This is a genomic window from Amycolatopsis nivea, assembly GCF_004522235.1.
GTDB lineage: Bacteria > Actinomycetota > Actinomycetes > Mycobacteriales > Pseudonocardiaceae > Amycolatopsis > Amycolatopsis nivea.
In genome coordinates, this window is sequence record NZ_SDLT01000003.1 from 176625 (window position 1) to 189943 (window position 13319).

General features: G+C 67.2%; 9 protein-coding genes, 2 tRNA genes and 1 riboswitch. Of the genes, 9 read left to right on the plus strand and 2 right to left on the minus strand.

From position 1 onward, the window contains the following. Positions 1-221: 221 nt before the first annotated feature. The 6 genes from EIZ44_RS04840 to EIZ44_RS04865 all read left to right on the plus strand — a co-directional run bounded on the left by EIZ44_RS04840 (position 222) and on the right by EIZ44_RS04865 (position 7937). Positions 222-1262 carry a 3-isopropylmalate dehydrogenase gene (locus EIZ44_RS04840; RefSeq protein ID WP_037811756.1) on the plus strand — a complete coding sequence of 347 codons (1041 nt, stop codon included), beginning with the start codon at positions 222-224 and terminating at the stop codon, positions 1260-1262. A gap of 4 nt (positions 1263-1266) precedes the next feature. After that, positions 1267-1394: riboswitch (cobalamin riboswitch) on the plus strand. A gap of 759 nt (positions 1395-2153) precedes the next feature. Then, complete coding sequence (locus EIZ44_RS04845) at positions 2154-3227, plus strand: FecCD family ABC transporter permease (protein WP_134727911.1); 1074 nt, start codon at positions 2154-2156, stop codon at positions 3225-3227. After that, positions 3228-4016 carry an ABC transporter ATP-binding protein gene (locus EIZ44_RS04850; RefSeq protein WP_134727828.1) on the plus strand — a complete coding sequence of 263 codons (789 nt, stop codon included), beginning with the start codon at positions 3228-3230 and terminating at the stop codon, positions 4014-4016. Positions 4017-4200: 184 nt separating this feature from the next. Next, complete coding sequence (locus EIZ44_RS04855; RefSeq protein WP_240691222.1) at positions 4201-5013, plus strand: ABC transporter substrate-binding protein; 813 nt, start codon at positions 4201-4203, stop codon at positions 5011-5013. A gap of 210 nt (positions 5014-5223) precedes the next feature. Further along, positions 5224-6888 (plus strand): citramalate synthase, encoded by a 1665-nt coding sequence (gene cimA, locus EIZ44_RS04860; protein ID WP_134727830.1) that lies wholly within the window; start codon positions 5224-5226, stop codon positions 6886-6888. A gap of 278 nt (positions 6889-7166) precedes the next feature. Next, the gene (locus EIZ44_RS04865; protein WP_037811749.1) at positions 7167-7937 is read left to right on the plus strand and encodes a fumarylacetoacetate hydrolase family protein; all 771 of its coding nucleotides are present in this window, start codon (positions 7167-7169) and stop codon (positions 7935-7937) included. Positions 7938-8659: 722 nt separating this feature from the next. Here the strand turns inward: EIZ44_RS04865 and EIZ44_RS04870 are convergent. Continuing rightward, the gene (locus EIZ44_RS04870) at positions 8660-9898 is read right to left on the minus strand and encodes an FAD-dependent oxidoreductase (RefSeq protein ID WP_134665566.1); all 1239 of its coding nucleotides are present in this window, start codon (positions 9896-9898) and stop codon (positions 8660-8662) included. A 1197-nt stretch (positions 9899-11095) separates the two neighbouring features. Here EIZ44_RS04870 and EIZ44_RS04875 point away from each other — a divergent pair. The 3 genes from EIZ44_RS04875 to EIZ44_RS04885 all read left to right on the plus strand — a co-directional run bounded on the left by EIZ44_RS04875 (position 11096) and on the right by EIZ44_RS04885 (position 12127). Beyond that, positions 11096-11842, plus strand: a complete 747-nt coding sequence (locus tag EIZ44_RS04875; protein ID WP_439098583.1) for an HAD family hydrolase — start codon at positions 11096-11098, stop codon at positions 11840-11842. A 49-nt stretch (positions 11843-11891) separates the two neighbouring features. Then, positions 11892-11963: transfer RNA gene (locus EIZ44_RS04880), tRNA-Gln, on the plus strand. Positions 11964-12054: 91 nt separating this feature from the next. After that, positions 12055-12127 (plus strand) — tRNA-Glu (locus EIZ44_RS04885). A gap of 75 nt (positions 12128-12202) precedes the next feature. On the opposite strand, the gene EIZ44_RS04890 is transcribed toward EIZ44_RS04885, so the two are convergent. Beyond that, a complete protein-coding gene (locus EIZ44_RS04890; RefSeq protein ID WP_134665562.1) occupies positions 12203-13258 on the minus strand; it encodes an FAD-dependent monooxygenase in 1056 nt (351 codons plus the stop codon). Between the last annotated feature and the right edge of the window lie 61 nt (positions 13259-13319).

The window sequence follows — 13319 nt, forward strand, 5'->3', positions numbered from 1 at the left end:
GGCGGCCGCATAGCGGGACGCGGGGGCTTGCCCAGGCTGTCCGGCCTGGGCAAGCCCCCGTTTCCGTTCGCCCGAACGGGTGTCTCACCCTGTGGGAGGATGCGGCATAAGGGTGGTGCGGCTACGGCACCTTGTCTACGGCCGGTAACCTTCCGCTGCTGGCGTTTTTGTGCGAATGGGCCATCGGTGCGCCCGGTGGCCTGGGCTACGGAGGTGTGTGGATGCGGCTCGCGGTGATCCCAGGGGACGGGATCGGGCCCGAGGTGGTCTCCGAGGCGCTCAAGGTGCTCGGTGAGGTAGCACCGGCGGCGGAGATCACGAACTACGACCTCGGCGCCTCGCGGTGGCACGCCACCGGGGAGCTGCTCCCGGAGTCGGTGCTCGGCGAACTGCGCCAGCACGACGCGATCCTGCTCGGCGCGGTCGGCGACCCGACGGTGCCCAGCGGAATCCTCGAGCGCGGCCTGCTGCTGCGGCTGCGGTTCGAGCTGGACCACCACGTGAACCTGCGCCCGGCGCGGCTGTACCCCGGAGTGCGCGGCCCGCTGGCCGACGCCGGGGACGTCGACATGGTCGTGGTGCGCGAAGGCACCGAAGGCCCGTACGCGGGCAACGGCGGTCTGCTGCGCAAGGACACCGAGCACGAGATCGCCACCGAGGTCAGCGTCAACACGGCCTTCGGCGTGCGGCGCGTGGTCGCGGACGCGTTCAACCGCGCCGAAGAGCGGCCGCGCAAGCACCTCACGCTCGTGCACAAGACGAACGTGCTGGAGCACGCCGGTTCGCTGTGGTCGCGGATCGTCGAAGAGGTTTCGCTGGAGCACCCGGACGTCACCGTCGCGTACTCGCACGTGGACGCCGCCACGATCCACCTGGTCACCGACCCGTCGCGGTTCGACGTGATGGTCACCGACAACCTCTTCGGCGACATCATCACCGACCTCGCGGCCGCGGTGACCGGCGGCATCGGCCTCGCGGCCAGCGGGAACCTCGACATCACGCGCCGGAACCCGAGCATGTTCGAGCCGGTGCACGGCAGCGCTCCGGACATCGCCGGCCAGGGCCTCGCGGACCCGACCGCCGCGGTGCTCTCGGTGTCGCTCCTGCTGGACCACCTCGGCCAGAAGGAAGCGGCGCGGCGGATCGAGGCCTCGGTGGCGTTCGATCTCGCCACGCGCGACCAGTCGTCCCCCGGCGCGACCCAGGCGATCGGCGACCGCCTCGCGGCGCTCGTTTCGTCCAACGCGCGTCAGGCCGGCTGACCGCCTGACTTTCTCGGACCCCCGCCGCGGAAGCCGGTCGAATTCCGGCGCTGACCCGCAACGGTAGGCCTTCGGCTCCCTCTCCCGGGAGCCGAAGGCGAGCCCGATACCGGCGGAGGTTCCTCGAACCTCGTCCCCTCCCGTCGTGGTCTGCGGGAGACGACACTCCCGCCGCCGGCGGCTGCCGTCTTTTGCGGGCCCAATGTCTCGATTGGGTCGTCGCCGGTGGTTTCTTCTGAAGGACGTTCTGCTTCCCCCGAGCCTGTGGTCGACGAGGCCCGGGATTCGCCGGTTTCTGGCGACGGTGGTTCTGGTGTTTCGCCGTCCAGTGGCGATGGCGGTACGCGCGGCTTGAGCCGACAGGGTGGTCCTCCTGCTACGGCGGATTCGCCACTTCGCGGCAACTCGGAGCAGTGCGGTGGGCCGCCGATCGGTGAGTTGCAGGCCGACAACTCGGCTCGCCGTGAGTTGGGTGGCTCCGGGGCTCGCGATGTCTCGCCGTTGGATGGCCAATCCTCGGGGGAGGGGCGGGGTTCGCCGTTGAGTGGCGAACCTCAGAGCAGGCCGGATGTGTCGCCGCGGACGGGCGAATCTCAGAGCCAGCGGGTGACGTCGCCGTTGGTTGGCGAATTCGAGAGCGAGCGGGTCGCGTCGCCGTTGAGTGGCGAATCCCCGAGCGAACGGGCTGTATCGCTGTCGAGTGGCGAACTCGAGAGCCAGTGGGTTGTGTCGCCGCAGATTGGCGAACCTGAGAGCCAGCCGGTTACGTCGCCATTGAGCGGCGAATTCGAGAGCGAGCGGGTCCCGTCGCCGTCGAATGGCGAACCCCAGCACAAGCAGGTTGTGTCGCCGCGGATTGGCGAATCTCAGGGCCAGCAGCCTGCGTCGCCGTTGAGCGGCGAATCCCAGGTCGGGGCCGTAGCCGTTCAGCGGCGACGGCCGTTGACGCCGGTGCTGCTCGGGCTTGGGGTGGCGTTGCTCGGGTCGATTGTCATCGCTGTCGGGTTCGGGACGGTGGCGGTACCGGTCACTCACACGTGGGCCTTTCTCCGCGCGGGGCTGTTCGGCGGGACGATCAGCCCGGACGAGGTCGGGGAGTACCGGATCATCTGGGACCTTCGGCTTCCTCGCGTTCTGCTCGCGGTGGTCGTCGGTGCGGGGTTGTCGACAGTGGGCGTCGCGATTCAAGCGATGGTGCGCAACGCGCTCGCCGAGCCGTACGTGCTGGGGATTTCTTCTGGCGCGTCCGTCGGCGCGACTGCGGTGACGTTGTTCGGCGTCTTCGCGTCGCTCGGGATCTACGCGTTGTCGGTCGGGGCGTTCGTGGCCGCGCTCGCCGCGACTTTGATCGTTTATCTCGTCGCCCGTACGCGGCAAGGACTCACACCGCTGCGTCTGGTGCTCACCGGAACGACGTTGTCTTATGGGTTCTTCGCGATTACCACGGTCATCGTCTTCCAAGCGCCGAACGGCGAGGCCGCGCGGTCGGCGCTGTTTTGGCTTCTCGGCAGTCTCGCCGGCGCGAATTGGGGCACGCTGCCGGTCGCCGCGATCGTGGTGGTCGGCGGGGTTTTGTTGTTGCTGGCGCTGGCCGGTCGGCTCAACGCGCTCGCCATGGGCGACGAAGCGGCGACGACCCTTGGCGTTGACGTCGGGAAACTGCGGATCCTCCTGTTCATCGTTTGCGCCGCTATGACGGGGGTTCTGGTGGCGGTGAGCGGGGCGATCGGGTTTGTCGGGCTGATTCTTCCGCATCTGGTGCGGCTGGTCGTCGGTGCCGATCATCGCCGGGTGCTTGCCGTGGCACCGCTGGCCGGCGCGGTTTTCCTGGTGTGGGTGGACGTCGCGGCGCGGGTGCTCGCCGCACCCGAGGAGTTGCCGATCGGGGTGCTGACCGCGGCGGTCGGGGTACCGGCCTTCCTGCTGTTGATGCGTCGTCGCGCCTACGTGTTCGGAGGTGCGTGAATGGACCTCTCGCTCGACGGCGTTAGCGTGACCGCGGCCGGTCGCACGCTGGTCGAAGACGTGACCCTCGAAGCACGGCAGGGCCAGTTCGTCGGACTGCTCGGCCCGAACGGCAGCGGAAAGTCGACGACCTTGCGCGCCGTCTGCCAAGTGCTCAAGCCGTCGGCCGGAGCTGTTCTGGTCGACGGCCGGCCGTTGGACGGTCTGGCACCGCGGAAGCGGGCGCGCGCGATCGCCGCGGTCGCGCAGGAATCGCACGCGGAGTTCGACTTCACCGTCGCCGAAGTGGTGGCGATGGGTCGAATGCCGCATCACGGCCTGCTCGACCGTATGAGCGCGGCCGACCACCGGTTGTGCGCCGACGCGCTGGCTCAAGTGGGCCTGGCGCACCTGGCCGAGCGAGGCGTGCTCACCTTGTCCGGCGGCGAACGGCAACGGGTGCTGATCGCGCGTGCACTCGCGCAGCAGCCCCGGATCCTGGTGCTCGACGAGCCGACCAATCATCTCGACATCCGGCACCAGCTCGAAGTCCTCGCGCTCGCACGCACCAGCGGGCCTACGGTGCTGGCCGCACTTCACGACTTGAACCTCGCCGCCGCCGTGTGCGACGTGGTGCACGTGCTCGACCACGGCCGTCTCGTCGCGAGCGGAACCCCGGCCGAGGTGCTCACGCCCGCTCTGCTCGCCGAGGTGTTCGGCGTGCGCGGGCATGTGGTGCCGCATCCCGCTACGGGCCGTCCGCAGTTGTTGTTCGACCTGCTCGAGTCCCAGGAGGACAGTCATGCGTAGGACAGTCGCATTGCTCGTGACGGTCGCCCTCGTCGCCACCGGATGCGGCGCTCAAGTGTCCGAAGGGGACAGTCGAGCGGCCCCGGCCGGGTTTCCGGTGACGGTGACCAATTGCGGTTCGTCGTTGACCGTGTCCAAACCTCCTTCTCGGGTCGTGACGAATGACATCGGCATCACCGAGTTGATGTTCGCGCTCGGCCTGGGCGACCGGATGGCCGGTTACGTGGTCGACAAAGGACAGTCCGGCGGCGTCGCCTCGTCGCCGTGGAAAGCCGATTTCGCCAAGGTGCCCAAGCTCGCGGAGAAGATCAACCGTGAGGTGGTGCAGGGCGCGGGAGCGGACCTCGTGTTCGCGGGCTGGAACTACGGCTTCTCGGAAGCAACCGGGTTCACTCCGGACTCCCTCGCGAAGCTGGGCATCTCCAGCTACTTGCTCACCGAGGCCTGCCGCAACGGCAATGGCAAGCAACGGGGCATCATGCGACCGCTCGACGCGCTGTACACAGATATGCGCAATCTGGGGAAAATTTTCGGAATCAGTGATCGTGCAGAACGTTTGATCGAAGAGTACCGCGCACGGGTCGCCGCTGTCACGAACGCGGTCCCGGCGGGACGGCCGAAACCCAAGGTGTTCCTCTACGACGACGGCCGTGACCAGCCATTCACCTCCGGACGCAACGCGGGCCCGGACGAAATCATCACCAAATCGGGTGGTGCCAACATCTTCGCCGACCTCAACGACAGCTGGACCAGTGTCAGTTGGGAAGCCGTGATCCAGCGAGCGCCGGACGTCATCCTCATCAACGACTACGGCGGCGAGGTCGGCAGTGTGGCCGATAAGGAGAACTTCCTCCGCTCGCGTCCCGGTCTGCGCGACATCCCGGCGGTGAAGGAAGGACGCTTCTTCGCGCTGCCGTACGCGGCTTTGGTGGAGGGGCCGCGAAATGCCGCTGCGGTCGAGGAATTCGGCCGCTACCTGGCGAAACTGCCCGGCTGACGACTCTCAGAAGGTGGGATGCTTCGCCCGGCGTTTGGAAGCCGGGCGAAGCTGTGGCATGATGGCCGACATGACCGCCATCTCCGTCATTATTGCCTTGCGCGCCGGATAGACGCTCCACAAGAGCTACCGGCGCGCAACCTCTCGCACCCATGCGGGAGGTTTTTTTGTTGCCTGGACCAGGTTCTGCCCCGCCACAAGGAGAACACCGTGACCCGCACGGAACCCGCCGGCACGCCGCTCGGCGATGCCTTCCACCTCTACGACACCACTTTGCGCGACGGTGCTCAGCGCGAAGGGATCACCTACTCCGTCACCGACAAGCTGGCCGTTGCGCGGCTGTTGGACGAACTGGGTGTCGGGTTCATCGAGGGCGGCTGGCCGGGTGCGTTGCCGAAGGACACGGAGTTCTTTTCCCGCGCGGCACAGGGAGAATTGCCGCTCAAGCACGCTGCGCTGGTTGCGTTCGGATCCACCCGCAAGGCCGGAACCGCGGCTGACAAGGATCCGCAGGTCCGTGCGCTCTTGGACTCGGCGGCCCCGGTCATCACGTTGGTGGCCAAATCGGACCTTCGGCACATCGAGCGGGCGCTGCGGGTCGATGTCGACGAGGCGTGCGCGATGGTGCGGGACACAGTCGCTTTCCTCGTCGGCGAAGGACGTCGCGTTTTCCTTGACGCAGAACACTTTTTCGACGGTTATGCCTTCTCTCCCGAAACCTCGCTGCGGGTGCTCGACGCTGCGGCGCACGCTGGCGCGGACGTTCTCGTGCTGTGCGACACCAACGGTGGGCAGCTGCCGCTGGGGCTTGCCGAAACCGTAGGCGAGATCAAGGAAAAGACCGGATTCCGACTCGGAATCCATTGCCAGGATGATACTTCCTGTGCCGTAGCGAACTCTGTCGCCGCGGTACAGGCCGGTGCGACGCACGTGCAATGCACCGCGAACGGCTACGGGGAGCGGGCCGGCAACGCCGACCTGTTCGCCGTAGCGGGAAACCTCGTGACCAAGCTCGGAATGGACGTCCTCCCGACCGGAGGAGCCGCCGAGCTCACTCGCGTCTCCCATGCTTTGGCCGAAATCGCCAACCTCGCACCCGACACCCACCAGGCTTACGTCGGGTCGTCCGCTTTCGCCCACAAGGCGGGGCTGCACGCGAGTGCGATCAAGGTGGATCCGTTGTTGTACAACCACATCGATCCGTCTTCCGTCGGCAACGGCATGCGAGTACTGGTCACGGAGATGGCCGGCAGGGCCAGTCTCGAGCTCAAGGGACGTGAACTCGGGGTCGACCTTGCCGGCCGGCCCGACGCACTCACGAACGCGGTGCGGAAGGTGAAAGAACTCGAATCGGAAGGCTGGTCGTTCGAAGCGGCCGACGCGTCGCTGGGGCTGTTGCTGCGCCGCGAGGTCGAGGAGGTTTCCGGCGAAAAGTCGGATCCGCCGCCGTTCGAGCTCGAGTCGTACCGGGTGGTGCTGGACCATCGCCAGGACGGCGAAGTCGTCTCCGAGGCGACGGTGAAGGTGCACGTCGCGGGCGAGCGAGTCATCGCGACCGCCGAAGGAAACGGTCCGGTGCACGCCCTCGACGCGGCGCTGCGCCAAGCGCTGACGCCGTATCTGTCCTGGTTGGACAGCATGGAGCTGGCTGATTACAAGGTGCGGATCCTGCCGTCGAACCCAGGGACGGACGCTGTCACTCGGGTGCTTCTCGAAACTAGTGACGGCGAACACGAATGGACGACGGTGGGAGTGCACGGCAACATCGTCGAGGCGAGCTGGCTGGCGTTGTGTGACGCGTTGGTGCACAAGAGCCTGGCAGTCGCGTCGGAACCGTCGGTGCCCGAGCTGGGGGTGGCTGCTGTGGGCGGGTGATTCCGGCTTTCCCGCTGGGGGCGTTGAGGCTTTCGGGTCTGGCCTTCGTGCGGGTGGTATTGCGGCTCACAATCGGGTCGTTGGTGGCCGTGCGTGCTGGTGGTAGGGCTGGTTTGTTCGTGCGGTCGTTTCTGGCGGGCGCGATGGGTCCTTTCGCCCCGGTTGTGTCACGGCCGGTCACCTGGTGCGAGGGGTCCGTTCGCGCGGAATTGAGCGAGGGGGACTGTCGCGCACGCTCGGGGTGCGCGACAGTCGGTGGGGGTACGTAGACTGGTGCTGTGCGTCTAGCTCGTATTGCTCATCCCAGTGGTGTCGCGTTCGCTTCGATCGAGGGGGACGGCGACGATGCCCAGGTCCTCGAGATCGCGGAACATCCGTTCGGCCAGCCGAACTTCACCGGCAAGCGCTGGCCGCTCGCCGACGTCCGGCTGCTCGCGCCGATCCTGCCGTCGAAGGTGATCGCGGTCGGCCGGAACTACGCGAAGCACGCGGCGGAGTTCGGCAACGAGGTGCCGTCCGCGCCGATGCTGTTCATCAAGCCGTCTACGACGGTGGTCGGGCCGAATGCTCCGATCCGCCGTCCGTCGGACGTCGGACGCGTCGACTTCGAGGGCGAACTCGCGGTCGTCATCGGACAGCCGGTCAAGAACGTGCCCGCGGCCCGCGCGGCCAGTGCGATCCTCGGCTACACGGTCGCGAACGACGTGAGCGCGCGCGACCTGCAGAAGTCCGACGGCCAGTGGGGTCGGGCGAAGGGGTTCGACACGTTCTGCCCGCTCGGTCCGTGGATCGACACGTCGATCGACCCGTCCGACCTGGCGCTCCGCAGCGAGGTCGACGGCGAACTGAAGCAGGACGGACGTACCTCCGACCTCGTGCACAAGGTGCCCGAACTGGTCGAGTTCGTGTCGCGGGTGATGACGCTCCTTCCCGGCGACGTGATCCTCACCGGCACGCCGGAGGGGGTCGGTCCGATCGTCAACGGGCAGTCGGTGTCCATCACGATCGACGGCATCGGGACTCTGACGAACCCGGTTCAGGACCTCTGAGCTGGGTGTCGCCGTTTTGTGGCGACATCGGGTTGGGCGGGTTCGGGTGTCGCCGTTTAGTGGCGACATCGGCTCGGCGGAGTGCGTTCGGGCGTTGCCGTTTAGTGGCGAATCCCTGGTCGGGGCTGGTTTTCTGGCTGCCGGGGTGATGCTGCGGCGGCTTGGGCTGTTGCCGCTCGGTGGCGAGCGGGTGGCTAGTGCCTGGGTTGGTGGCAGCCGTTGCCGTTGAGTGGCGAGAGGTGACCGCTGCTCTGGCGGGAGCGGCGGGTGTGGTTGCCGTTGAGTGGCGAATGGTCGCTGGCGAGTGGTCGGCGCTGTCGCCGCGGGGCGGCGAGAGGTGACTGGTGCTCGGGCTGGTTAGTGGTCAGCGCTGTTGCCGGTAAGTGGCGAATGACCGCTGGCGCTTCGCTTGCCGAGCGGTCGGTGCTGTTGCCTCGGAGCGGCGAAACACGATCGGTGCTGAGCTGGCTGGGAGTCGGTGCTGTTGCCGGTAGGTGGCGAGAGCGCAGCTGATCGTCAGTTGGCGAGTTGGTGGCGTTGTGGCCGCTGGGTGGCGAGAGCGCTGATGGTCAGTCGGCGGGTCGGTGGCGTTGTTGCCGTTGGGTGGCGAAACCCATTCCTGTTTCCGGCTTTGCCCACCGGCGGGTGATGCCGGTGGGCGGGTGCGTCGCGTGGGCGAGAGGTGCTCGGTCTTGCCGGTTGGTGGCGAGTCCAGTGAGGGCTTAGCGGCTGGCCGGTTCTGCTGGGCGGCGGGCGAAGGCTGGGGCGGATTCCCGGCGGATGCCTACGCCGATGAGGTACGCCGGGACTCGGGCGAGTTTCGGGAAGCGCCTGAGCAGGGCGATCAATTGTGCGGGCGGGCCGTCGGCGTGGCCGGTCATTACGGGGCCCATCACGCGGCGGTGAAGTAGGCGTTGCAGGCCCTGAACGGCGACGGTCGGCAGGAGGCGACGGCGGCGGACGGCGGTGAGGTCCTTTTCGGTCGGTTTGCCGCGGAGGAGCGGCTCGGCCAGTAGCCTCGCGGCCGCGACGGCGTCTTGGACTGCCAGGTTGATTCCGACGCCGCCGACTGGGGACATCGCGTGGGCGGCGTCTCCGATGCACAGCAGGCCGTCGACGTGCCAGCGGTGCAGGCGGTTGAGGCGGACGTTGAGGAACTTGACGTCGTCCATGGACTTCAGTTCGTGCACTCGGTCGGCGAATTCCGGGCAGACCTCGGTGACGTCGCGGCGGAAGCTTTCGATGCCGGCGTCTTTCAGGTCCTTGCCCTTCGGCGTGAGGTACGCGATCTGGTAGTAGCCCTTGCGTGGCAACGGCACTGCGAAGCGGTGGTTGCGCATCCTCGGCATGAGCGTGGCTTCCTGTTCCTCGGGCTTCCGGGAGAGGCGGAACCACCAGGCGTCGAACGGGGTGTAGTACTCGCGCGGGGTGAGGCCGGCTGAGCGGCGGGCCAGGGACCAGCGGCCGTCGGCGGCGAGGACCAGGTTGGCTTTCAGTTCGCCTTCGGTGCCGTCTGCGGTGCGGTAGCGGACGCCGGTGACTCGGCGGCCTGAGCGGAGCAGGCCGGTCATTTCGGTTTCGAGGCGCAGGGTGAAGGTCGGCTCCTTCTGCGCTGTCTCGGCGAGCAGGTCCAGGAAATCCCATTGGGGGACCATCGCCACGTACGGGCGGGGGACGTTCAGCAGGGACATGTCGGCGAGGGTCAGCGCGTCGCCGTCGGGGGTGGGGAGTCCGACGGTGGTCACCTTGGTGTGCGGGAGCGCTTCGAATTTCTCGCCCAAGCCCAGTTCGTCCAGGAGCCTGAGGGTGGACGGGTGGACGGTGTCGCCGCGGAAATCGCGGAGGAAGTCTGCGTGCTTTTCCAGCACGGTTACCTCTACGCCTGCTCGGGCCAGCAGCAAACCCGCCACCATGCCTGCCGGTCCGCCGCCGACTATGACGCAGCCCGTGTGCTCGGTCATCTTCCCCAGCTCCCTCTTATTCATCGCCTGTTGAATAACACCGAGGATGCACCTTGGGCGGAGGGCGCGTCAAGTCGGCCGATGGGGTGGGGGTCAGGCGTGGGGTGGGTGTCGGGGAGTGCGGTTGGGGCCGGAGCTGGTGGAGGCTCCGGGGCGGGGCGGGGCGGGACGAGGTAGGCGAGGCAAGGCGAGGCGAGGCAAGGAAGACGAGGCAGGCAAGGCGAGGCGCGGCAAGACGAGGCAGGCAGGGCAAGACGAGGCAGGCAGGGCAAGACGAGGCAGGCAGGGCAAGACGAGGCAGGCAAGGCATGGCGAGGAAGGGATGGCGAGGGAGGGATGGCGAGGAAGGCATGGCGAGGAAGGAGAGGGGGCAGGAGAGGGGCTGTCTCAGCGGCGATGGGCAGCAATGACGCGGTCGAGAGCATGTTTGCCAACCGGGGATCGTGATCAGGATCGGCTTTGCCCGCCCGGGATCGTGGGTGGGATCGGCTTTGCCCGCCGGGGATCGTGGGTGGGGTCGGTTCTGTCCACCGGGGATCGTGGGGCGGGATCGGCGGAGCGCGGTGTCTTCAGGGAGAACGCGGAACTGTCACTGGCCGGTGTCGGCAGCGGAGTTGATGCAGTCCGCGGGAGGCCAGAATGTGGGGAGTTTGCGTAATGGCACGTGGTTCGCGTATGTGGATCTCCGGCGGGATGACGGGTCGCTGCCATCTGGCCGGAAAGATCACGGCGACGGTATTTCCGGAAAGGATTTCGGGCGGTTAGTTCGGTCGCGGAACTTATGCGTGGTTGTTGTTGCTTTGAGGACAGTCACGGCTGAGGGCGGCCGACTTTGTGAGCGGGGAAAGGGTTGTGGCTACAGGGTTTCGCGGCGGAAGCGGGAGGGGGCAGTGGGCGGGCACCGAGGGGGACCGTTCGGAATTGGTAAGTTTTCGAAGGGGAGCGTGGAGTAAGCGGCTTTCACCTGCTCGGCCCTCTGGGGCGGTGGTGAACGTCACGGGGCGGACACTTTGTGCACCGGCGGTAGAGCCGGTCAGCGGCAACGGCTCTGGGGTAATCACCTTTTTGGCCGCGTTGCGAACGCGGCGAGTGCCCTAGCCTCACGGGGTGGATTTCGCCCCGGCCGCTCTGTCGCGTGCTCGTACTGCCCCGCCGGCCGCTGCCGGTCGCGAACCGTGGGCTCCTCCTGAGTTGAGTCTGGTTTGCCTCGACATCGATGACACGTTGATCGACTGCACCGCCGCGATCCGGCGTACGTTGCACGCGCTCACTGGGCGCGACGATCTTTGGCCGTTGTGGGATTTGATCACCGAGGAGCACGTCGCGCTCGTGGTGGCGGGGAAACTCGGTTACGACGTCATGCATCACCGGCGTACTGAATGTTTCCTCGCCGAGTTGGGGATCTTCGGCGACTCCGCGCAAGTGAGCGCGTTCGAGGCGCGCCGGCGGGAGATTCTGGCTCGGTCCTGGCGGTTGTTCGACGATGTTCTTCCTTGCCTGGAATGGCTGCGCGCCGCGGGGCTTCAGCTGGCCGCCGTGACGAACGCCTCAGGGGTTCATCAGCGGCAGAAAATCGCGGAACTCGGGCTGGCGCCGTATTTCGACCACGTCGCGATCGCGGGCGAGGTCGGGGTCGCGAAACCCGATCCGGTGATGTTCCACTCGGTCTGCCTGGCGCTGGACTGCCCGCCGGAACGCACGGTGCACGTCGGGGACAAGCTCGACACCGACGCGATCGGCGCGTTCGAAGCCGGGCTCGGCGCGGTCTGGCTCGATCGCGACGGGACCAGTCGCACCGGCGAGCGGGCGCCTGAGGGGGTGCACACCGTGGCGGGGCTCGGCGAGCTTCCTGAGCTGCTGGTTTCGGAGTACGCGACGGTCGGCGTGCCTGCCCCGCGCGCGGCGGGGACCCCCGCTGCGACCGGCCGCGGCGGGATGTTCTAGTATTTCTTCTCGTGCGGCACTGACCTGGGCAACCGGGAAAGTACCTCACTGGGGTATGGTGTAATTGGCAGCACGACTGGTTCTGGTCCAGTTAGTCTAGGTTCGAGTCCTGGTACCCCAGCTGCAGAGAGGACCCCCTCTCGGAAGTGTGAAAATCGCTTCTGGTAAGTTCTCTCTCGCAAGAAACGCCCCGGAAACGGGGAAGTTCCTAAGCCCCCGTCGTCTAGCGGCCTAGGACGCCGGCCTCTCACGCCGGTAGCGTGGGTTCGAATCCCATCGGGGGTACAGCCAGCCCGGTTGATCGATTAAAGATCAACCGGGCTTTGTTGTATTCAGCGGGAAAACCCGGGCAATCCACGATCACTCCTGCGCGCCGCCGAACATCGCTGCCGCCGCGCGGCCATTCGCCTGGTTTTCGGTCACATACGGCCGGAGTTCGGCCTCGTACTTGGCGAAAGCTTCCGGGTACGCCGCGTCCGCCAAGCGCCGGGCCAGCGAACGGGCGCCGAGCAGGGCCTGCGAGGTGCCCATGCCCGCCGTCGGCGCGGCGCAGTATCCGGCGTCTCCCACCAGGGCGATGCGGCCGGTCGACCAGTGGTCCAGGTGTACCTGAGTGCTCGAGCTGAAGTAGAAATCCGCGGCCTCCGACATCGCCTCGAGGAGGCGCGGCGTGTGCCAAGCGTCACCGGCGAAGGCGGCGCGGGTCGCTGCTTCCTGGTCGGCGCGGGGGAGACGGTCCAGGGCTCCTGAGGTCGTTCCGAAGGACAGGCTGACCGTCAAGCGGTCGGGGTCCGCTGAGTTGAACAAGTAGACCGCGGTGCCGTCGGCGGTGCGGAGGAGGCCGCTGTGGTCCAAGTTCAGGAAGTTCGGCATGGTGAAGCCCGCGCCCGAGAGGCCGAGGTGCTGCAGCACTGCTGAGTGCGGGGCGAAGGCCAGTTGGCGGACCTTCGAGTACACGCCGTCCGCGCCGAAGACCAGGTCGTAGGTCCCCGTGGAGCCGTCGGTCAGTTCGGCGGTCACGGCGGCCTCAGTTTGCGTCAGCGACGTGATCGAGGTGCCGAAGCGGTACTCGACATGATCGACAGTCAGGGCGTACAGCAGCTCGTTCAGGACGTGCTTGGGCACCTCCAGTTCGCCGGCGAAAGCTTCGGCGGGCAGCAGGTCTACCTGGGTGCCGTCGCGGTCGACGATGGCCGTGCCGGTCATTTTCGTGTCGTGCCGGCGGACGTCGTCGAGGATGCCCAGCTCGGCGAGGACATCGAAGGCGGCGCCGCGGAAATCCACGGCGTAACCGGTGTGCCGGAGGGCGGGGGCGCGTTCGACGATCGTCACGCGGTGGCCGGCGCGGGTGAGCAGCTCGGCGAGGGTGGTGCCGGCGACGCCGGCGCCGGAGATCAGGACGTTCGAGGAGGTCATGGGAGAGACCGTAGCCAAGGTTTGTCCATTTGGTCAAACCGTTTGGATAAACCATCTGGAC

What these genes read in the sequence shown, in the direction of transcription:
- EIZ44_RS04870 (WP_134665566.1), bottom strand. Translation starts at nt 9,898, where the DNA reads ATGACCGAGCACACGGGCTGCGTCATAGTCGGCGGCGGACCGGCAGGC.
- EIZ44_RS04850 (WP_134727828.1), top strand. Translation starts at nt 3,228, where the DNA reads ATGGACCTCTCGCTCGACGGCGTTAGCGTGACCGCGGCCGGTCGCACG.
- EIZ44_RS04855 (WP_240691222.1), top strand. Translation starts at nt 4,201, where the DNA reads ATGTTCGCGCTCGGCCTGGGCGACCGGATGGCCGGTTACGTGGTCGAC.
- EIZ44_RS04840 (WP_037811756.1), top strand. Translation starts at nt 222, where the DNA reads ATGCGGCTCGCGGTGATCCCAGGGGACGGGATCGGGCCCGAGGTGGTC.
- EIZ44_RS04890 (WP_134665562.1), bottom strand. Translation starts at nt 13,258, where the DNA reads ATGACCTCCTCGAACGTCCTGATCTCCGGCGCCGGCGTCGCCGGCACC.